Origin of the sequence: Corynebacterium rouxii (assembly GCF_902702935.1) — a bacterium.
GTDB classification, from domain to species: Bacteria; Actinomycetota; Actinomycetes; order Mycobacteriales; family Mycobacteriaceae; genus Corynebacterium; species Corynebacterium rouxii.
Map to the genome: position 1 here is coordinate 2,352,816 of NZ_LR738855.1, position 21,070 is coordinate 2,373,885.

Below are 21,070 nucleotides of genomic sequence, written 5' to 3' on the forward strand. Positions count from 1 at the left end.
GGGGGTAAGGCAACAAAACACCCCCGCATCCGATAATATGCAGCAAAAATACATTTCTTAGATGATGCCGTTAGAATTGCGACTATGACGCCGTCACGTACGTATCAACTAGCGGAAAAAGTCCGCCCCGGATTAACACAGCTCTATGTGCTGTACTTCCGTCTCGCGGCACAATCTGATCTCACTCAACCACAGTTGACGATCATGAACCGCCTCAACCTAGAAGGCGCTGCGCGCATCAGCCACATCGCACAGGCAGAGGGCATTCGCATGCCTACCGCCTCAAATGCACTCCACCTGCTGGAGGAGCGCGGAATCATCGAGCGCCTTCGCGATGAGTCGGATCGTCGTGGTGTGAAAGTGCAACTGACTGACTTTGGTCGTGAGGAATTGCAGCGTGTAAGCGAGGAGCGTACCCGCAACCTTGCCAAGATGTTCGCCACATTGCCTGAGGAGAAGCTCGACGATCTGGAGAAGGTCATCGACATTATTAATGTTTTGGCCACGGAGTACACTCCCGAAAAACTCGAGGACTAATCGGAAACTATGGCGAAGAAGTCCACCGGCTTCGATCATGATCCCGTCCGCGTACTCGTTGCGTGGAACCCCAGTTCCCATGGTGCTGAGGCCATCGAATGCGCTGCATGGTTAGCACGTACCACAAACGTCACCGTGCAGTGCGTCACGGCCTTTCTGCGCCCGTGGCCGTCGAGTAGCGGCAATAAACTGGGCTCGAAATACAAAAAGTGGTTCAAAAAGGAGGCCTCTGCCTGCGAAGATGCCGTCAAAGCGGAATTTAGTCGCGCAGAGATCCCCCCTGCCATGTGGGCAGACACCGTTTCCGTGTTCTGCGACGGCACCAACGAGGCGGCTCTGCTTTCCGAAGCCGCCCATGATTTCGGCGCCGACATCGTCTTGCTCGGCTCGGAGGCCGCCGCCCCCAAGGGTCGTTTTCTGGCTGGTTCCACGGCCGACGCCCTCTTGCACTCTTCCCCGCAGCCGCTGGGGCTGACGCCGCGCAAACCAAAGCTATCTAAGCGCGGGGTGACACGGGTGAACTTCGCCTACACTGGCGACGCAACCGACAGCGCCTCCTTGATTCGCACGGCTCGCCTTGCGGCTGCTTGGGATGTGCCACTACGGGTGCTTGCACTATCGCCGGAAGGCTTCGGTGTTCCCCCGATTTCCGACACCCTCGAGCTGCCCAAAGATTTAGCCCTCGAGTGGCGCGAAAACACGTTCGCGGTTCTGGACCGCTCCCGCGACACCGTCCACAAGGCGCACCCAGATGTGATCGTCGAAACGGAAATCGGTTCCGGAAACGGCTGGTCAGGGGCCATTGAGTCGTTGAAATGGAAAAAGGGCGACCTGCTCTGCTTCGGCTCAACCCCGTTGGGCGCTTTCGAACGCGTCTTCATCGGATCTCAGGCCACCGAGATCCTCCCCTACGTCAGCGTGCCCGTGCTGATGATCCCCGCAACTACTAAGGTGGACAAAAAATCCAAGAAGTAGAAGGGGAGCATATGGATCGCGTTGCAGTTGTCACTGGTGGAAGCAGGGGCGTTGGGCTCAGCGTGGTTCGCACGCTCCTCGAGGCTGGCTGGCGCGTCCATGCCCACTATCGCACCCAACCCGCCGACATCACCCACGATCGACTCACGTGGTGGCAAGCAGACTTCACTCAGGGCCTTCCCACGGCACAGGCGAGTGGCTTCCCACAACTTCCGCGTATCGACGCCCTCATCCACTGCGCCGGCGTAGCCACCCTGGGCTCCTGTGCCAGTGTGGCGCGTGACGAATGGGAACGTCACATGGCTGTCAATCTTCACAGCCCAGCGCAGCTAACCCGCCAGCTTCTCCCCCAACTTCGGGCAAACCACGCTCACGTGGTGTACATCAACTCAGGTGCCGGCAAGCGAGCTAACCCACAGTGGGGAGCCTATGCAGCAAGCAAGTTCGCCGCTCGCGCATGGTGTGATGCGCTGCGCCAAGAAGAACCAGAGATCACTGTGACCTCGATCTTCCCAGGTCGGATCGCCACTGACATGCAAAAATCCATCGTTGAGTACGAAGGCAACAGTTACAATCCTGAGAACTTCATTGCTCCCACCACTGTGGCTCACAGTGTTCTCCACAGCCTCAGCGTTGGTTCTGATGCCATCATCCCTGAGGTTGTCATCCGGCCACGGATGTAAAATCAGTCACTATGCCCAAACATTTGGAGCACCCAGAAAACGACCTCCGCTCGGATGCCGACTCAGCGAACAGGTTGCGCCCGCTCCCGCAATCCTTCGATGACCTAGCCGATTATCCCGATCCGCTCATCCAAGCCAAACGCAACCGCCAGTCCACTAAGCAAGCCATCGCTTGGGCATTCGGTGTTCCGGTTGTTACCGGCATTGTCGCTTTCCTTCTCGCCATTGTCTCCCGCTCTATCGGCGGACCCCTATGCGAAAGTGGCGACGCCACCTGGATCTGCAGCCGCTCAGCAGAAATCTGGTGGCCCCTACTGACCAGCATTGTCCCCCTTGCCGGCGCAGTACTCTGCGGTGTGATCATGTGGCGAAAATACGTCACCTACACCCGCTGGCGGCCGTGGATGGGCACCTTTTGGACGCTCATCCCGTGGATGATGCTATGGATGGTTACCGTATTCCAGATGTCGATCGTAGGGCACTAAGAGCTTAAAAATCAAAGGCTACGATACAACTTCATTAATTTGGATAAATCTAAATGTTTAGGCTCATAACTAACTATGTACTGAGCTACATGCGCTGCAACATATAAAAAAAACAAAAACTTTTAATTTTTTTATATGTTCCTCATTCAATGAAATCGAAAATCTATTCAATACAAAAGTAAAAGGATCGAAATCCCACCTTTGATATATAACTTTCAGATCATATAAATCAGCGATCAAAGAAGATGTAGTAACCAAAATCGACCCAAAAACCACATCGTCACCAAATATAATGACCAGCCTATCATCTACAGTTAACCCCAAATTTCGCAAACGCAGACATCCATGAACTAAAGATGATGATTGTTCTATATCAGTTTCCATTAAATGGATCATATTCTTCATAGATACAGTTGAAATGCCGCTATTTCTAAAAAACTTAGCTACTAATTCAATATCTAATGCAATCCGCAATTCATCTATATCGCGAGGAAGTCTTCTATTAATCTCCGAACGGAAATACGGCATATTGCCAATATACTTTCCTAACTGTTCGATCCGTTCACTGAGAAAGAAATCTAACTCCGAAACTTGATCACTTCTAAAGTTTTTAATAATGAATTCCCAAAGATTTACCTTAATTTCATCAGAAATGAAAAAATAATTATCCATGATTCCGACTTTATAAAAAGGTACATCCGAAAATAACCTGTCTTTTTCGTTTTCGAATTTTTTCGGATCTAGGAAATACCTTCTTTTTTCTTTTAAAGCCGTTTGTTTTCCAGATTCGGAGATCCAAACTTCTCTAAACCTATTTCTAAAAACTTGAGTCATTTTTCATTTCAGAAGTGTTATCGATAACAAATGATATCAAACGGGTTGCTGTACCAAATCCAAAAGACTCTTCTCCTTTGCTACCGACGCTTAAAGTAGCTACAGGATCCAGCAATTCTAAGTTTCTCCACAGAGACAACTTTTTCATTACATTTATGTAAGCTGGGGAGTCAATAGCACCTGGGGGAATGCAAGGAGCAATTAGAATGGGTTTTTTTGTGCACTGTAAGGCTAAAGTGAATGGAGTAGAGCAATCAAAGCTCGTAAATCTCGTCAAAAATGCTAAAGAAGCTGGGGCTATTATAAAAATATCGCTGCTGTTTTCGATAGCTACATGCAAAGGTTTCACTTCCGGTTCCAGGGGCCACTTGTCAACATGTGACTTTTTACCAGAAAGCGCATTCATCAAAGTCAAAGAGACTATCTTTTCAGCACTTGATGAAATATATGGCGATATATCTAGATCATTATTGAGTTCTTTAAGTTGATAAATTATGCCCGGAATTGAAGCAGAAGATAACGCCCCTGTAACAAGCCACGAAATATTCATTCTGATTAATTTCCCCTAAAGTCTTGTAGAAAATGGATAACTTTCTCTGCCAGTTCACGAGATTTTTTTTGACCAAAACTCAGATCGTCTCGCTCTTGCCGTAAATCATCAACAGCACAGCTGATACCCCCACGTATAGATTCCGTAAAAATTGAATTTTTATCATTACTGCCAATCTTTGTATCGGCATTCACCACTAATTTTTTCGCGATGGTATAATGTTCTTCATTTTGAAAATAAAACACAATATCGTCAGATCTTTTACCGACGTATTCCAACTAATTTTACCTTGAAAGGATAAATTTTTTGAATTAAATAATTGATTACATAATAGGAAAGATTCAACACGCCTGCGAACACTGTTCTCTGATATGTAAATTCGCTTATCAAAGCTAATTGAAGTAGAACATTCTTTTAGAAAATACGTGTATGAAACCTGGAGATCTATCAAAAGATAGTATAGGAATCGGAGTAGTTCCCCAATGGGCTTCACCGCTGAGGTCTTCACTCGATCTAAAATATCGGAATATATCGAATCGGCTAGTAGTGATAGGAATTTCTACGATACAGGCATGAAAATTACAGTAGATAAATTCGGCCAGTGGAGCAATCGATTTTTCCGTCGATAAATCAATCTTAGCAAATTGTTGTGGAGATGCTGTATATTCAGGGATTATCCATTCGCCATTCCTTGTCTCTAGTTGAGAAACTACTAGTTCTATGTTTGAGTAAGCTTTTTTTCAATATCCATTTTTCATATTTGTAATTATTTATTAAAAACAATCAATTCCGTTTAGTGCTACATGCATTCCTATTGATGCGCCGGCAAGCTCTTTATGATTTAATTGATTGGAATTTATGCTAGAGGTATATAACCTATATAGACCCATAATTCCAAGGCGTAATCGGATAATTTCTTTTCTCTATCTGAATATTTTTCTCCTCGTTCGCTACAAAATCCTTTTAAAAATGTTTTAAGGAATATAGTGGCTTGTTGAACGAGCAAATCATAAACTTTATTCACGTCGCGATGGTCTTTAATTTCCGTAAGTTTTGAATAGGCGTTCGATGTGATATAAGTATAGAATATGTCTGCACCTAATGCGCAAACATCATTAAGTTCCGAGGCAAATCCACATTCTTCCCAGTCACATAAATAAATATGTTTTTTAGAGCTGTCCTTTAAAATTGCCCCAGTTTTAAATCGCCGTGAGAAAAAATATATTTTATTCAGATTATTTAATTTGTTAATTATTTCTAATAATGTATCTTTGTCTTTTCGATTACTTTTAAGAATGTAAACACTCCTCGTGATTTTGAGGAAATCGCCGTGGTATTTTTTAATATGTTCTCCAGCAGAACGACAGAATCGTTCGCTTTTCGATTTTGAAAGTTCACTGGCAGCTGAACTTTAGATAGTTTATATACAAAAGATCCCAGTAATTTTAAAATGCTTTCTTCGTTAAAATCGGTATTCACACTTAGCGTTTCTACATCTTTAATATAATCTGAAATTACGAAGAAATCTTGATTGTAAAAAGATGAGGAAATAACTTCAGAGGCCGTGCGACCTTGAAAAGGCCGTACTGCTGGAAGAACTAGCGATGAAGCCAGTTTTTCCCCTTGTGCACGTCGAGCTGCGTCATGATAACTTGGGTTATTAAATATCGCTTTTACAAAGATATCGGTTTCTTTTTCGACTAAAAAAAAGTCACTACGCCCAACCCGATTTATTGACTGGATTTTACAATCCTTTCCGAAGTGTTCATGAAGTTCATGGTCACTAAGGTTTTCCCATGATGTCAGTTGCATTATTATCAGTCCCAATTCGGATAAGGATTGCACTCAATTTCTCTTTTAGCACCCTAAGGAAGCAGTTGCGGTTACAGTGTAAGAAATAGTTTCAGCACAAACAATACTTGAAACAGTTGGTGTTGTTTTTCCTTGATCGCTCGCTCCTGATTCATTTAAAATCTCGCGAGACGTTGTGTAGCGATTGATATCAATCATTTCGACCCTCCTAAGTGGATATTTAGTTAATGAAGTTGTGTTTCAACTTCTGCTTGGATTGTATGCCCGTTACAGCCTTTTGTTAATACCTTTTCTAGAAATACCCCCGTTCTCGCCAAGTTTTAACGGCATATACGCAGAAGCAGAAACCGCGTCATATTTCCAGATGGGAGAAACAACTAGTATTCGTCTCGATTGTCGTAGGGTTATTTGCTCCTGAATTTATATTTCGGCCCATACGTAGGATTCCGTTTCTTTCTTCGGGAGTCTCCTGTCGCTTCTCTTCAGCATTCACACCTCAATGCTATTCGTCGCCGCCCGTTACTTTGCGAACATCCCAGATACGGGGTATTCACTGGTTCCGGCATGCCTGATCTGCCCTGTAGCTTCCACCATCCGAGAAGGTTGCTGCGGCTATAACAGCCGGTAGAGAGATTGTCAGTTTCTAAAATTAGGCCCCTTTGCAACGTGAGTGCCTACAACAAATGTCATGGCACCAGCGACTGGAACAACGACATATTTATCTCGTTTTCTAACAGCTCACCATGTCACCGGCACACTCCATCGATATATTCAAATGTGAACACCACGCTTGCGCCCTAGTACGTGACCACAACAGGGTTTTCGACAAGCCGTGGACACAACTCAAATCCGAACTAGCAAGCCCTTTCCACCAACTTCGGGAGTATGACGTAATGCTCATTGTTGTCGATCACCCCAACATAATCGGAGTTCTCCACCATTGCTGTAGCCCGTCATTGAGGATGTAAAGTCGGATATCTTGCAGGCCTCACCATATGCAAAACAGTCGACTTTGTATCCGAAACGTAAAAATAGACAAATGCGATGCTTTCATTATCGCCGATAATCCCCGTACTATGCCACACACGTCACGGAAGGTAGACCGAAATAACGAGATACTTTCCGTGTTAAAAATGATATCCGTCCCTCGATGACAGCATCACTCGCGACTGCACCCGAACCGTCAACCGGCTGCACAGAATCTTCACCAGATTTACCCAAGCCTCGAACGATTCCTTGCAGTTAGAGTACACTAATTGTACTCGTTGATTCGATGCAATTGGTCACAGAGGCTTAAACGAACCGGATACCAACGAGTACTGAATTGGATGATCAATTAATCCTTTCGTTCCTAGGGGATCAAATTATAAATATGACCACGTCAGTAACATTATCGACAAAAATACGATCGTCCCTGCATACTTAACATGTATTTACAAAATGGTACCGCGAACTAATTTAGAACACAGCAAGCTGTTTGGCGATCTCGAAAACGCCACGGCCAAGGACCTTCCCTCTTAGGTATGTCCAACTCCGCCTGTATCTTTTCTTTATGGATCATCCTTCGTCAAAGTTGCCAAGTGGAATACTAGCTAATTCTCACTCGGAGTAAAATGGTTGATTAATATCCAAGATGCTTCAAAAACAGACACCGAGAATGATTATCCCTCATTCCATACAAATATAACGTGAATGTTATAGATCTCTGCATGTAGCAAACCGGAATAGGAGATTTTTCCCATTCTCAAGGTAATGTTTAGATTCGAAGATGACGTCACCCGCGACTACATTCTAATAATCAAAACGCCATGTAACACATGGCTCAAGATGCATATAAGTCCTGAACTAATTTTACTAGGGTGCGATCAATCCCACATATTTATTTAAATTATTTATTAATTAAAGAATGCACAATAGTCTAAATAATTCAGTTGTCAACTAGTTTTGACATTAATGAGAAAACACCTCGCCAAGGCACAAGAAACCTAACTTTGCGGTGAGCCACGATATTTAGGCATCCAATATGCGAACCGCAGGAATCGGGCAGTGGAGTACGAAGTTTCACAAATAGTTATCAATACTCAAGCTTTGAAGGGAAACGACGCATCATATAGATAAATAGTATACCCAAGGCCGAGGTGATTATCATGGGTGAAGGTTCATAATAACCCTTCCAACGAGGTGGAGGCAAGCGAACATACGGAAATGCCGGAGTACATCGGTAACATATTTAATTCTAATTCGTAGTAATGCTATCTATAAAAACGGGATTCTCCCCGTAAAATTCCGGTCTACTCCTTTAGGCGCCTATAGCCTATGAACTTAATATTCGCCAAGTCTTTAGGCAAACTAGAATTTTATATCCTAGATTCTAAGGTCATCTCTCAACAGCACAAAAACAATAACACCAAGCATGTATGCTACAGTAGCCGGCGTGAAGCGGTCTTCACTAGCTACTTACTGGCGACGATTCATCAATAGCACAGTTCCCAACATACATACCGGCCAGTATCAAACTTACTAATACTGTAATTATGGGATATGAATCCCTCGAACGTATCTGAGAAATTACCCTAGGTAATGTCCTGTGCCCAGTAGCGCCATAGTGCCAGAAGCTCAGATTTGGTCTCCAGCCAAACGGTTGAAAATGCATTCATATTCGATCGTTGTCCTAGACTTGATAGCCAGCGCTACCGCGGAGAGCTTGCAATAAATAATGAGAAAATACATACTTATTCTTTTGATTTTGACACAGAAACTTTAACCAATACCGCCAAATTGGCGAAGAAGTTAATTTCGACAATAGACGCTTTATCTGATCGATTTTTTATGACTAGTATCCATCATTAATAATTATCACAAGTGTAATCTGTTAAAAACTCTCAAGTGCTAAAAATTTATGCATTATTAAATTAATAAAAATTCAACAACTACATTAAGGCATTAAAGTGAAAATGTAAAAATTGCAGAGCTTATAGGAATTCCCATTCCTGATAAATAGAAATAAAGCAATTCAGGGGATACCACACCAATAAAGCCTGTATCAACAAAAGTAACGCGTTCAACCTTCCTAGGTCGACTTCTGCGAGTTCCAGACCAAACCGTGGAAACAGTGATTAAAATAGCAGAGAGAAAAAGAGGCACGGAATCCATGAATGGAAAAATAACCATTCCCAAAAAACTCCATACCGTTAAAACAAAGTATTTGAAACAATAGTTTACTTTTACGAAACCAAAGCTAGCCATTCTGCCGATAATTCCTGAGGCTATCGACCACAGTAGAAAAAAATAAAATGACCGAATATTGAGGAGAGGAAAACTTCAATGATAGAGTTAAAAAATAAATTTCTGCAGTAAAAATTAGAATATAAGGCTGCCTAGCAATTCTCCTTAAGAAAAGCAAGCTAAGACTACTTGTGGGCCTAAATCGGAACCATATTAAATGGGCAGAAGTTACCCCTTGGCAACCATATCCGAATCGAGAATCTGAAAGGAAGCCTCAGATAGTAATCTTTTCTTCCGTTATATAAAGTTTAGATTTTAACTTTATTTTCAATAAATCCCATAGAAATTCGTGATATTATTGAAAATAAAGTTAAAAAATTAAATTATTGTTTATGGCTCCTAACAATAAACCTACAACGAGAAAAAAATCCTAACTGAGTCAACAGTTCTTTTTTAGAGAATCTGAACGTACCAGATGATCGGATTCGAAAATTCCATTCTCGATAAGAAATAGATTTGATTGGAAAAAACTGTTCCGCTAATATTGCCATCAAAAAGATAGAAATAAAATTTTCCATACTTCTCCAAGTCTACATTGATATGCCGCAGTATTATAAAATTATAGAAAAATATCTCCTCTGCTTTTATGGCTATAAATCCAAAATAGTTTCACAACTTCCCAACAGCATCGAGGAATGACTTGCCATAATAACGATTGCACCTTTTGAAGCTTTCCTCCTAATCTGCGTAATTAGAACTTTAATCCACTCTTTATCTAAATGCCGTTCCGGTTCATCCAAAAGCAAAAGTTGGTGAGACCTGCCAAAATTCATAGCCAAATGGAATCTTTGTTGTTGTCCGCTAGACATTCTGCTTGGTGATTCTTGCAGTAATCCCTCAAGATCCCAGCTTTCAACCGCAAAATCATAATCAAATGATCCATATCGCTGAAGAAGTTTCAAGTGCTCTCCGACAGAAAGATCCGGATAAAAGTCTGCTTCTGAAACTCGCACGATTTTTTTTGCGCTTTCGATATTATGCACACTGACACCATCGAAGGTAATCACGCCGGATAATGGACTAATTTCTCCAGCAATGGTAGAAAGAGTAGTTGACTTTCCCGAGCCGTTTCTTCCCTGTATCCCAACAATTTCGCCTTTAGAAAAACTTTTTTTTATTGTGGTTAACGAATTATTATATCCAATAGTTGCATCAATTTTTAGCATTTAATCCCTACCGCTTCGTTGTTTAATAAAATTTCAATATTCTTCAATATTTTTGTCATTTCGCAGCTGCCTCGGCGGCTACTTCTTTGCAGTGCTCCCGACCACAGTTACGAGTTGCTGGGTTTTCGTAGCAATCTGGGCACATGAGAACGAGCTCGCGGCACTCATCCTCATTGATGCAGTGCTCGAACTTGTTGGTTGGGGCTCCGCACTGTACGCAGTGTCCCAGTTGAATAAAGCCTGGGTCTTGCACGCCATTACCAAATTCCATGTGCATGCGACGATCGAATACGTACAGCGAGCCCTCCCACAAGCCGTCGTTTCCGTACTTTTCGCCGTAGCGAACAATGCCACCATCGATTTGGTAAATCTCTTTGAAGCCGCGGTTCTTCATTAGGGAGGAAAGGATCTCGCAGCGGATACCGCCAGTGCAGTAGGAAACAACTGGCTTGTCTTTCATCCAGTCATATTTGCCAGACTCAAGCTCACGGATGAAGTCATGTGTAGTGCGCACGTCAGGCACCACAGCGTTTTTGAACTTACCAATCTGAGCTTCCATAGCGTTGCGACCATCAAAGAAGACAACGTCGTCGCCACGCTCTTCGACGAGCTTGTTCACTTCCTCAGGCTTCAAGTGAACGCCACCGCCGATCACGCCCTTCTCATCCACCTTCAACTCGCCCGGCGCGCCAAAAGCCACGATTTCGTCGCGCACCTTCACGCTCAGCTTCGGGAAGTCCTCCGCGCCACCATCGGACCACTTGAATTCGGTGCCGCGGAAACCTGGGTACTCGCGCATCTTGCGCACATACCGCTTGCAGGCATCCATGTCGCCGCCGACGGTTCCATTAATACCGTGCTCCGAAATGAGGATACGACCTTTGAGGCCTAGCAGTTCGCACATATCGCGCTGCCACAGCATCATCGCTTTCGGATCGGCAATGGGGGTGAACTTGTAATATAGAAGGATTTTGCTCTGAGCCACGACTAGTATGCTACCCCGCTACATCTGCTAGTTGAAACCCACGTGACCTGCAATCACAGGGGTTTAACAGCTTTTTACGTGGCTTTAGCGAACAAAAGGGTTTAAAGTTTGGTAAGTCTGATACTTTTAGCGACCACCCCGCACTCCACACCATGTGCGGAGGGTCGCCTTTTTGAGAGGTTCCTCGTGACCGATTTCCTGCACATGCTGCACGACACCCAAGGCTTGCTCACCAGTGTTGGGCTCGTCGGCCTTGGCCTGATCGTCTTCGCTGAGACCGGCATCCTGATTGGATTCTTCCTGCCGGGAGACTCCCTACTATTTATGGCGGGCATGCTTGCCGCCGCCGAAAACCCCATCGCCCCATTGTGGCTGGTGTGCCTCACCGTGGGCATTTGCGCCTTTGTGGGCAACGAAGTGGGCTACTTCTTGGGCAAAAAAGTAGGCCCTGCCATTATTAATAGCTGGGCGGGCCGCAAGATCGGTATTGAGCGGGTTCGCGCCGCCGAGGAATTCTTTGTTAAACACGGCGCATCGGCAGTGTTCTTGGGTCGCTTTATCCCAATCGTGCGCACCCTCGTCCCAGTGCTCGCTGGCATGAACAGCATGAACTACCGCAAGTTCTCCATTTATAACTTGGTGGGCGCTTTGGCCTGGGGCATGGGTGTGCCAGTTCTGGGCTATCTGCTTGGTGGTATCCCATTCGTGCGCGACAACATCGAGGCAATTCTTATCGGCGTGATCGTGGTATCGGTTCTGCCGGTGGCTCTGCAGTTTGTAAAGAAGCAAAAGCCGGTGCGCACTGTGGAACAGGGAGAGCTTTAATACCTACGAATATATTCTGTTGACACATCACTGTGAGTAGTTCGTGCCAAAACTTTTTCACCTTCGCTACGTTTCCGCAGGTCGGAGATATTAGAAAAGATTTAATTTGGCACGAACTACTCACTTAGCGTCTCACTAGCCTTATTAGAGGTTGCCGTTTTCGTCGACAATGTGTTCGCGGATAAACCACTGGAATTTCTCCAGTTCGGCTGCTTGGCCGATGTAAATGTCCTCCGTGACGGAGTCGAGGTCGCCGGCGTTGGCCATGGCCTCACGCACGCCTTCTAGCACCTTGGTGTACACCTTATTGAGTTCCTTGAGGTGGTCCTCAGTGGAGCCGGAATTGACGTTGTACTCCAGTGGGGTGCGGTTTTCTACATGGCCGGCTGGGGTGCCGATGGGGGTTCCACCGAGTGTGGCGATGCGTTCTGCTATTTCATCGGCGTATCCGCGGACGAGATCAACTTGGGGGTCGATCATTTCGTGGACGGCGATAAAGTTGCGGCCGTGCACGTTCCAGTGCGCGTGCTTCAAGATCAGGTGGAGATCGTTGTAATCGGTAAGACGCTCTTGCAGATGGTCGATGAGCTGCTTGGCGTCTGCTTCTTTGATTCCTGGGACTGTAAAGTTCTTCATGGCCCCCATGATACGCCAATCCTTTAATTGTGCAACTATTGTTTACAATTACCTATTTATTCTTGGGGTGGCCTATCCTTAACAACCATGCCCGAAGGTCACGTCATCCATCGCCTCGCAGACCAACTCAACCAGCATTTCGCCAGCACACAGGCAACACAGGACACACAACCCCACCGCCCACTACTGGTCACCTCCCCACAAGGCCGCTTTACCACAGAAGCCGCCCAACTCAACGGTCATTCACTCGACCACGCAGAAGCCTGGGGCAAACACCTTTTCCTCTGTTTTGATAGCGACAACCCAGCCCACATCGTCCACATCCACCTCGGGCTTATCGGAAGCATGCGTCTAGAAGACCCAACCAACGTGTGGGGGCAGATTCGGTTCCGGATCGAAGACCCAGAACAGCCCACCACCAGCGCGGTAGCAGCAAACCTACGCGGCCCACAGTGGTGCAGGTTGATTACGGAGGCAGAAATGTCCACCGCCACCGCAAAGCTCGGCGCTGATCCGCTACGCGACGACGCCGACTTCCTGGCGATCAAAACAAAAGTGAGCCGCTCGCGTCGCAGTATCGGCTCCCTACTGATGGATCAGAAACTCTTTGCCGGAGTGGGCAATATCTACCGTGCCGAAACGCTTTTCCGCCTAGGTATTAGCCCCTTTATCCCCGGAAAAAATGTAGCAGAGCTTGACCTCATCTGGCAGGACCTGCGTTTTCTCATGCGCGAGGGGGTGAACAGGGGTCGGATTGATACCGTTCGACCAGAGCACACACCAGAGGCGATGGGGCGACCACCACGCAAGGACGACCACGGCGGCGAGGTGTATGTGTATCGTCGCTATGGTCAGCCATGTTATGTGTGCGGCACGCCGATCCTTGAGCGCACGATGGAGGGTCGTAACCTTTTTTGGTGTCCCACCTGCCAACCTGATTAGCAACTGGCTACGCTGGTGGTCATGTTCGCGTACAGCACTGAGGCGATTCGCCTGTCGGAAAACCCTATGATTGCGGCAGCGCAGCCGGATGCGTTGATGAAGCAGGCCGCTCAAGCGGTGGCGGAGGCTGCTGTGTGTATAGTGCCGTCTGCGTCGGCTGCAATCACGGTTGTTGCTGGTACGGGCGGTAATGGTGGGGATGGCCTCTATGCTGGTGCGATTCTTGCACAGTTGGGTTATCGGGTTCATGCTGTGTTGACTGGGGAGTCTGCGCATGAGCCCGCGTTGGCGGCTTTTGTGCAGGCGGGTGGGTGCGTCGATAAGCGTGCGCCGCGCGCTGACCTAGTGATTGATGCGATTCTTGGCCTTGGGGGCACGCCGGGGCTTCGCGACGCCGCCTGGCAGACCTGGCAAGCGGCCACCGCGGGCGATCCGCTGGTTTTGGCTGTCGACGTCCCCTCTGGGATCGCTGCCGACACCGGCACCGCAGGCGAGCAGCATGTGGTTGCCGATGCCACCATCACCTTTGGTGCGGCCCGTATCGCTCATGCGGTGGCTACCGAGTGTGGCGAGGTGCTCGTCGCTGATATTAACGTCCCTGACGCGGGTGGTTCACTTGCCACAGCAATTGCTTCCCACACCCCTGAGCTGCAGCTTTACCACGCGATTGAACGGGAGCGCTACCCGTGGCCCGAGCATTTCCGCCGCCCCGAGCGCCTGCACATCCACGAGTCGTTGGAGCCTGGCGCTTCTCACAATAAGTACTCCGGTGGTGTTGTTGGTGTTGTTGCCGGCTCCGCGCACTATCCCGGCGCGGCGGTGCTGACCGCAACTGCGGCGGTGCGGGCTACGTCGTCAATGGTGCGTTACGTGGGGCCGTGCGCACGCGAGGTTGTTCGCGCATGCCCGGAGGTGGTGGCCACGGATACGCTTATCGACGCCGGCCGCGTTCAAGCGTGGGCGTATGGTCCAGGTGCCGGTGACACCGATGCGTTGGGCGATCTTTTGGAGCGGGAAGAACCGCTTGTTATCGATGCCGATGGTATTACTCAGCTTGCCCAAGAACCAGCACTGCGCGAGCTTATGCATGCGCGCAACAAGAGTGGTCGCAGCACACTTCTCACCCCGCACGAGGGCGAGTTTTGGCGGCTAGCTAGCTGTTATGGCGACGCTATTCCCGCTGCTGATCGGGTGGCTGCGGTGCGTCGACTTGCCCGCGAAACCGGCTGCGCCATCTTACTCAAGGGGCGTATCACCACGATATGTGTGGGCGACACCGTAACGTGCGTGGATGCCCGTAATTCGTGGGCTGCAACCCCTGGCAGCGGTGATGTTCTCACCGGCCTGCTGGGTGCATGGATTGCGTGCAATGGTTTAGACAGCATCGCGCTGTGTGTTGCTTTGCATGCTACGGCCGCGTGGTTGTCGGCACATACGGAATACGGACTCGCCCCTACGTCCGCATTGCGCATTGCCAACGCGATCCCTCGGGCCACGGCGTTGTTATCGCAGGATGGGAAGCTGCGATAACAGGAACCTTATTTAGATAAAGTTCTTCGCCAAGGCGACGAGCTGGTCGATGTCGATGTTTTGGGCCTGTGGCTCGCTGGAGGTACCAGCGAGGTGTTGGGCGTTGTCGAGGAGGATCACAAGGTCACCTACGGAGTAGTTTCCAGCTGCAAAGTCTTTGAGCTGGTCGACGGGGAGGTCGCCAGAGTTGATGAGGTCTTGGACGACCTTGACCAGTTCTTCTGCACCTTCGGTGCTCAAGCCTGCGTTTTCAGCTGCTTGTGCTACCTGTGGCGCTGCGGCTGCGCCGGCACCGAGTGCTACAACTGCGCCGACAAGAGCCTGAGAGTCGCCACCGAGGTCTGCGATACCGGGGAGTGAGATGGAGGCAAACTTGCCGCCAGCGGAGGCATAGTTGCCCGCCGCGAAGGCGTCGAGTTGTGCATTGTCGCCATTGAAGAGGTTGAGGTCTACGTCGCCGACGATGCCGCCGATACGTCCGCTTCCGGAGCGCTGCCAGAAGTCGATGGTGTTCCAGCCGCCAACTGGTTCTGGGGCTTGGGTTTGGTAGGCCGCCAGCCAGAGTGGGTATTCCGCGAACTGCTTGGTGTTAGCCATGTCGTGGGTCCAGAAGTAGCGGTAGGTGTAGATCATTGGCTTGCGGCCGGATTGGGACTCAAATTCATTGAGGAATGTGCGGGTCCAAGCTGCGAGCTGTTCTGGGGTTTTGCCTTCTGCGACCTCGATATCGAGTACGGGTGGCAGGGAGTGGTCGTTGATTTGGGCGACCTTTGCTGCGTAGTGGCGGGCCTGGGTGCGGGCATCCTTGGAGGGGCGCGCGTAGTGGTAGGTGCCTACTTTGAGGCCACTGTTGGCTGCCTGTTTGGCGTCTTGGGCGAGGTAGTCGTTGCTCCAGCCTTCACCTTCGGAGGCTTTGACGAATGCGAAGCTTTGACCGTCGAGTTGAACGCTCTTCCAGTCGATGGCAATTCCGCCTGGGTGTTGGTGGCCGGAGACGTCGACACCCGAGGACGCTCCGATGGGGATGGGCAGCGGAAGGGCGTGCGCGGGTGCGATGGCCAGCATCGCGGACGTCAGCACTGCAACAGTTCCGCCGGTAATTCCGGATAGCAAATGGCTCTTTTTCTTCACGCCCCGCACAATACACAACTTTCACACAAGTCACAGAAGCAACACGCCCAACTTCAACAACTTATGCCACTGTGGCGTCAGACACGGGCTTGCCCCCTCACGCCGGCAACGCGCTCATTCCGAACACCGACAACACGATGGCCGAGAGCACAGAAAACACCAGCACAGCACGGCCACTGCCCGCCCACGACGAACGCGCCGCCACCATCGCCCCCAGCAGGCCGCCGAGTGAGTTGAACACTACGTCGTCAATGTCGGAGTACCCCCGCGCAAAAATAAATTGCAATGTCTCAATACTGACACTCAGGCTTATCGACGCCAGCGTCGCCACGGCTACAGGCCACCGCAATCGCCACCCCAACAGCGCCAACAGGTATCCCCACGGAACAAACAGCGCCACATTACCGAGGGAATCCACCCATGGCCGCCACCATTCTTGGTAACTCCATCCCCGAAATGGCTGCAGCTCTACCCTGCGCACCTGGTGTTGCGATGGCTCCCACAGTCCTGCCACCGAGAATTCACTCTTGAGCAGCGTCATCGACACCACCACCATTATCACAAGAGTGAGGGCGACCATAACTATCTGCTTCGATGCCATCTTCTCCAACATTCCCGCCACCCTATGGCTAGGAATGTACGATCGCAAGCGCCGCCCGAGTGCAGTAGTGGGCCACGTTAGTAGATAGTGTGATTTTGCCTACGCCGCCCTTGTTGTTGAAGAAACTGATCGTGCGCACTTCATATCCCTTATAGATCACTGTTTGTCGCTTAAAAAGCTAACAACCTTGGCTACAAAACAGCGACCGTGGCAGCACAACGCCTACACCCGGGGTACGCGAGGGAATGTTCTGTGCGGGTCTGTGAGTAGTTCGTGCCAAATTAAAGATTTTCTTATATCTCCGACCTGCGGAAATGCTGCGGGCCGCAAAAAGATTTGGCACGAACTACTCACCCAGACATTGTTCAATCATGCTAACTTAATTATTTGCTGGCATGTCGCCTAGCAGGGATGCTGTCGCGCAAGTCCAGCTTTCCATCGTTCGTTTCTCATGATTGGGATTAATAATGAAAAAGTGTGGGTTTGCCAGCTTGGCAGCGCTTGCAACTGTAGGACTACTATCGGGCTGCGTCGGCGCACCAGAGTCGAACAAATCGACAGAGGCTGCCGGCGACTACCAGCCAGTCACCGTGACCAACTGTGGCGTGGAAACCACCTTCACCGCTGTGCCGCAGCACGCTGTGACCACCAACCAAGGCGCAACAGAGATGATGCTGGGCCTCGGCCTGGAAGACAAGATGGTGGGCACCGCCTACCTAGATGACCATGTCACCCCTTCGCTGCAAAAAGCTTTTGACAAGATTCCTGTACTTTCCGATCAGAGCTACCCCTCCAAGGAGAAGTTTTTCGAGGTAGATCCTGATTTTGCTTACTCTGCTTATGCTTCTGCGTTTACGGAGAAGAATCTGGGTAGCCGTGAGCAGTTGAAGGCAAGTGGCGTGAATACGCGCATTATTCCTTATGGCTGCCCAGAGAAGAAGGATCGGCCTAGTGGCGCAAGCATGGATCCGGTGTGGGAAGAGGCGATGACTATTGCCAAGATCTTTAACATCACCGATCATGGCGAGAAGGTTGTTCAGGAGCAAAAGGATCGTTTTGCGGCTCTTGAGAAGAAGGCTCCCGCGAAGGGTAAGAAGTTTGTGTGGTACGACTCCGGCGATAAGGATCCTTACATTGGTGCTGGTGAGGGCGGCCCACAGATGATTATTAATGTGCTGGGCGGCAAGAATATTTTTGAGTCCGAGAAGGGTAACTGGGCTCATTTGTCGTGGGAGTCTGTGATTGAGGCTGATCCGGATTTCATTGTGGTGGCTGATCCTACGTGGGATACCGCTGCGAAGAAGATTGATTATATGAAGAATGATCCGGTGTTGAGCCAATTGCGCGCGGTGAAGAATGATGCGTTTTTGAAGGTGAAGTTCTCGGAGTCGACGCCTGGTTTGTCGTTGATTAATGGTGCCGAGAATTTGGCTGATCAGTTGGCTAAGTTGAACTAGTTTTATGTTGGTGCAGCGTAAGAGCCGTGCGGTTGTGCTCGGTGTGGCTTTGTGTGTGCTGACGGTGGTGTTGGCGCTGGTGGCGTTGCATGTGGGGGCGGCGTCGATTCCGGTGGAGCAGTCGTTGTCGGTGATTGGCCGCAGGCTTGGGCTTATCGACGGCTCCTACGTCACTGTTTTTGAGGATCAGGTGGTGTGGCAGCTGCGGTTGCCTCGTGTGCTGGGTGCGCTTGCTGTGGGTTGCTGCTTAGCTATCTGCGGTGTGGTGCTTCAGGCGTTGACGAGCAATGAGTTGGCGGATCCGTATTTGCTGGGTATTTCTTCGGGTGCTTCGGTGGGTGCGGTGACGGTCATTGTGTTTGGGGTGTCGCTTCCCGCGGTGGCGTTGTATGCAGCGATTCCCACGGCAACGTTTGTGGGTGCGATTGCTGCGACTGTGATCGTACTAGTGTTGGCTCGAGGCAAGTCGGGCTATTTGCCACCAGGTCGCACGATTTTGGCTGGTGTGGCGGTTGCGCAGTTGTGTGGTGCTTATACGTCGTTGGCGATTTTGATGTTTGGTGAGCGTGGCACTGCTAATACGGTGTTGTCGTGGACGTTGGGGTCGTTGGCGGGTATCCGCTGGCCGCAGGTAGCGTTGTTGGCTGCGGTGACTGTGGTTGCGTTGGTGGTGATGCTGGGGGCGTCGAGAATCCTCGATGCGTTCTCCTTTGGTGAAGACGCTGCCGCTACCTTGGGCATTAATGTCAATCGCGCGCGGTGGCTGCTGCTTATTGCTACCTCGTTGATTACCGCATGCACGGTGGCTATTGCCGGCCCGATTGGTTTTGTAGGTTTGACGGTTCCGCATGTGGTGCGCCTGATCGTAGGGCCGCGTCATGCTACATTGTTGCCGCTTAGTGCGCTTACTGGCGCGTTTTTGATGGTGGGTGCTGATACGTTGGCACGCACGTTGCGGGAAAATACAGAGATTCCTATTGGCGTGGTCACTGCTGTGGTGGGTGCCCCGTTGCTGATTTATTTGCTTCGACGTCAGGCGGCGCAGTCATGATTTCTTTTAGTAACGCTGAGTGGGTCACTGATGGTGGCGAGCGCATTGTTCATCCCACGTCATTAGAGTTGCCGAGCCATGGGCTCACGGCGATCATTGGCCCGAATGGTGCTGGTAAGACGTCATTGCTGCGTATGGCGGCGGGCATTGTGCGGCCGTCGGCAGGCGAGGTGATGTTCCAGGGCCGTGCGTTGGGTTCGATCCCGGCGCGGGAGCGGGCGCAGCAGATTGCGCTTATGGAGCAGCAGCCGGCAACGCAGCTTGATTTGTCGGTGCGCGATGTGGTGGAGCTGGGCCGGATTCCGTTTCGTAGTTCGTGGTCGTTTGGCCAGGCGGCTGATGATCGCATGATTGTGGAGTCGGTGATGCAGCGGGTGAGCGTGGACACGCTTGCCGACCGCCGCTGGCTCACGCTTTCCGGTGGTGAGCGTCAACGCGTTCAGCTCGCCCGCGCACTGGCACAGCAGCCTTCCCTTTTGCTTCTCGACGAACCCATCAACCACCTCGACATCGCACACCAGATTGCGTTCCTTGAGCTCGTGCAATCCCTTGACATCTGCACTACAGCCGTCATGCACGATCTTGATCTGGTGGCTGCCTTCTGCGACTACGTTGTGGTGGTGGCAGATGGACGCGTGGTCGTCCACGGGGACATTGACTCCACGTTGACCGAAGAGCTCATTCGTGACGTCTTCAATGTGAAAGCGTCCGTGAGCAACACCGACCGCAGGCGGGTGACCTGGCACTTTGACCACTAGTCGTATCCTTGTCAGCATGTCGTGGGCGGACGCCACCATCGACTGGGAACCCCACGCCCACAGCCTCGACGCACATGTGGCCTATCTCCAAGGTGGCGACCCCAACCATGGCCTCACTACCGTGTTGTCAGCCTGCGCACACAGCAACCGCATCATCTTAATCCCTTGCACCCACGACCACAGCGTGGGTATCTCGTGGGTAAAGCGCGTAGCGCGTTGGTGGATGCACACCACCGACTGGGGTGGCGAACTCTACATCACGGGAGTGGGTTCGGATGTTTCTAAGTGTCAGCGCATCACCTGCACAAACCCCGAAACCCTGACCAACCCCGCATGGCAAGATCCTCCACCGGTAGCCAAGCACGTCATCGTCTGCCAGGGGGTGCGCTGCCTAGCCAAGGGTGCCGACGAAGCCCTGCGCGAACTGCATGACGCACTTGATGCTGCTGACTTCCTCGACACCCACGTGCTGGTCACACGCTCCGCATGCCTCTACCCCTGCAACCGAGCCCCAGTCATGTGCGTGCAACCAGACATGAAATGGGTAGGCCCCGTAACCTCCGACACTATCGACGATGTGATGCGGCTGATACGGGGCCCAGAACACGGCGAGTGAGTAGTTCGTGCCAAAACTTTTTGACGCGTTCAGCGTTTCCGCAGGTCGGAGATATAAGAAATGGTTTAATTTGGCACGAACTACTCACTTGGTCGGGAAGCGGGGTTGAGTGAGGGGGCTACACAGGTAACTTCGTTAGCTATTGGGTCGAGCACCACTTAGTTTTACGAGAGTCCGAGATTCCAGAGCTCCTTGACTACCCGCAAGCTTC

General features: G+C 49.9%; 21 protein-coding genes and 2 pseudogenes. 11 read left to right on the forward strand and 12 right to left on the reverse strand.

Annotation, left to right across the window (positions count from 1 at the left end):
• The first annotated feature begins 84 nt into the window (after positions 1–84).
• The 4 genes from CIP100161_RS11455 to CIP100161_RS11470 are packed head-to-tail and all read left to right on the forward strand — an operon-like array spanning position 85 to position 2,680.
• On the forward strand, positions 85–537 hold the full coding sequence (locus tag CIP100161_RS11455; protein ID WP_155874398.1) for a MarR family winged helix-turn-helix transcriptional regulator: 453 nt from the start codon (positions 85–87) through the stop codon (positions 535–537).
• A gap of 9 nt (positions 538–546) precedes the next feature.
• Entirely contained in the window at positions 547–1,512 is a 966-nt protein-coding gene (locus tag CIP100161_RS11460) for a universal stress protein (RefSeq protein WP_155874399.1), read from the forward strand.
• An 11-nt stretch (positions 1,513–1,523) separates the two neighbouring features.
• Positions 1,524–2,195, forward strand: a complete 672-nt coding sequence (locus tag CIP100161_RS11465; protein WP_155874400.1) for an SDR family oxidoreductase — start codon at positions 1,524–1,526, stop codon at positions 2,193–2,195.
• An 11-nt stretch (positions 2,196–2,206) separates the two neighbouring features.
• A complete protein-coding gene (locus CIP100161_RS11470; protein WP_155874401.1) occupies positions 2,207–2,680 on the forward strand; it encodes a hypothetical protein in 474 nt (157 codons plus the stop codon).
• 69 nt (positions 2,681–2,749) lie between these two features.
• Here the strand turns inward: CIP100161_RS11470 and CIP100161_RS11475 are convergent, their stop codons facing one another.
• The 8 genes from CIP100161_RS11475 to trhO form a co-directional block, all read right to left on the reverse strand.
• A complete protein-coding gene (locus tag CIP100161_RS11475; protein ID WP_155874402.1) occupies positions 2,750–3,514 on the reverse strand; it encodes a hypothetical protein in 765 nt (254 codons plus the stop codon).
• Entirely contained in the window at positions 3,498–4,064 is a 567-nt protein-coding gene (locus CIP100161_RS11480) for a flavoprotein (RefSeq protein WP_155874403.1), read from the reverse strand. Before CIP100161_RS11480 ends, CIP100161_RS11475 begins: the two co-directional genes overlap by 17 nt.
• Before the next feature lie 5 nt (positions 4,065–4,069).
• Positions 4,070–4,342, reverse strand: coding sequence for a T3SS effector HopA1 family protein (locus CIP100161_RS11485; RefSeq protein ID WP_155874404.1), 273 nt, complete (start codon positions 4,340–4,342; stop codon positions 4,070–4,072).
• 979 nt (positions 4,343–5,321) lie between these two features.
• Entirely contained in the window at positions 5,322–5,876 is a 555-nt protein-coding gene (locus CIP100161_RS11490; RefSeq protein WP_155874405.1) for a hypothetical protein, read from the reverse strand.
• Positions 5,877–5,921: 45 nt separating this feature from the next.
• The gene (locus tag CIP100161_RS11495) at positions 5,922–6,074 is read right to left on the reverse strand and encodes a hypothetical protein (protein WP_155874406.1); all 153 of its coding nucleotides are present in this window, start codon (positions 6,072–6,074) and stop codon (positions 5,922–5,924) included.
• A gap of 2,745 nt (positions 6,075–8,819) precedes the next feature.
• Positions 8,820–9,122 (reverse strand): hypothetical protein, encoded by a 303-nt coding sequence (locus CIP100161_RS11500; RefSeq protein WP_155874407.1) that lies wholly within the window; start codon positions 9,120–9,122, stop codon positions 8,820–8,822.
• 629 nt (positions 9,123–9,751) lie between these two features.
• A complete protein-coding gene (locus CIP100161_RS11505; protein ID WP_155874408.1) occupies positions 9,752–10,327 on the reverse strand; it encodes an ABC transporter ATP-binding protein in 576 nt (191 codons plus the stop codon).
• 55 nt (positions 10,328–10,382) lie between these two features.
• A complete protein-coding gene (trhO, locus tag CIP100161_RS11510; RefSeq protein WP_155874409.1) occupies positions 10,383–11,312 on the reverse strand; it encodes an oxygen-dependent tRNA uridine(34) hydroxylase TrhO in 930 nt (309 codons plus the stop codon).
• Between the two features lie 186 nt (positions 11,313–11,498).
• On the opposite strand from trhO, the gene CIP100161_RS11515 reads away from it, so the two are divergent.
• Positions 11,499–12,137 carry a DedA family protein gene (locus tag CIP100161_RS11515; RefSeq protein WP_155874410.1) on the forward strand — a complete coding sequence of 213 codons (639 nt, stop codon included), beginning with the start codon at positions 11,499–11,501 and terminating at the stop codon, positions 12,135–12,137.
• Positions 12,138–12,281: 144 nt separating this feature from the next.
• Here the strand turns inward: CIP100161_RS11515 and dps are convergent, their stop codons facing one another.
• Positions 12,282–12,773: a DNA starvation/stationary phase protection protein Dps gene (dps, locus tag CIP100161_RS11525; protein WP_155874411.1), complete on the reverse strand. Its 492-nt coding sequence runs from the start codon at positions 12,771–12,773 to the stop codon at positions 12,282–12,284.
• 87 nt (positions 12,774–12,860) lie between these two features.
• Between dps and CIP100161_RS11530 the strand changes: the two genes are divergently transcribed.
• The gene (locus CIP100161_RS11530; RefSeq protein WP_155874412.1) at positions 12,861–13,715 is read left to right on the forward strand and encodes an Fpg/Nei family DNA glycosylase; all 855 of its coding nucleotides are present in this window, start codon (positions 12,861–12,863) and stop codon (positions 13,713–13,715) included.
• Positions 13,716–13,736: 21 nt separating this feature from the next.
• On the forward strand, positions 13,737–15,245 hold the full coding sequence (locus CIP100161_RS11535) for a bifunctional ADP-dependent NAD(P)H-hydrate dehydratase/NAD(P)H-hydrate epimerase (RefSeq protein WP_155874413.1): 1,509 nt from the start codon (positions 13,737–13,739) through the stop codon (positions 15,243–15,245).
• Between the two features lie 12 nt (positions 15,246–15,257).
• On the opposite strand, the gene CIP100161_RS11540 is transcribed toward CIP100161_RS11535, so the two are convergent.
• The 3 genes and pseudogenes from CIP100161_RS11540 to CIP100161_RS12290 all read right to left on the reverse strand — a co-directional run.
• Positions 15,258–16,385, reverse strand: coding sequence for a glycoside hydrolase family 25 protein (locus CIP100161_RS11540; protein WP_155874414.1), 1,128 nt, complete (start codon positions 16,383–16,385; stop codon positions 15,258–15,260).
• 88 nt (positions 16,386–16,473) lie between these two features.
• Positions 16,474–17,037 (reverse strand): annotated as a pseudogene (locus CIP100161_RS11545) (VanZ family protein); the annotation flags it as partial.
• Between the two features lie 4 nt (positions 17,038–17,041).
• A pseudogene (locus CIP100161_RS12290) lies at positions 17,042–17,116 on the reverse strand (ParA family protein); the annotation flags it as partial.
• Between the two features lie 328 nt (positions 17,117–17,444).
• On the opposite strand from CIP100161_RS12290, the gene CIP100161_RS11555 reads away from it, so the two are divergent.
• Genes CIP100161_RS11555 through CIP100161_RS11570 form a run of 4 tightly spaced genes read left to right on the forward strand, consistent with a single transcriptional unit; the run spans position 17,445 to position 20,859 of the window.
• A complete protein-coding gene (locus CIP100161_RS11555) occupies positions 17,445–18,434 on the forward strand; it encodes an ABC transporter substrate-binding protein (RefSeq protein ID WP_155874416.1) in 990 nt (329 codons plus the stop codon).
• A gap of 4 nt (positions 18,435–18,438) precedes the next feature.
• Entirely contained in the window at positions 18,439–19,485 is a 1,047-nt protein-coding gene (locus tag CIP100161_RS11560) for a FecCD family ABC transporter permease (RefSeq protein WP_155874417.1), read from the forward strand.
• A complete protein-coding gene (locus CIP100161_RS11565) occupies positions 19,482–20,243 on the forward strand; it encodes an ABC transporter ATP-binding protein (protein WP_155874418.1) in 762 nt (253 codons plus the stop codon). The genes CIP100161_RS11560 and CIP100161_RS11565 overlap by 4 nt, the downstream gene beginning before the upstream one ends.
• Before the next feature lie 16 nt (positions 20,244–20,259).
• Positions 20,260–20,859, forward strand: a complete 600-nt coding sequence (locus CIP100161_RS11570; RefSeq protein WP_155874419.1) for a (2Fe-2S) ferredoxin domain-containing protein — start codon at positions 20,260–20,262, stop codon at positions 20,857–20,859.
• Positions 20,860–21,070: the final 211 nt, after the last annotated feature.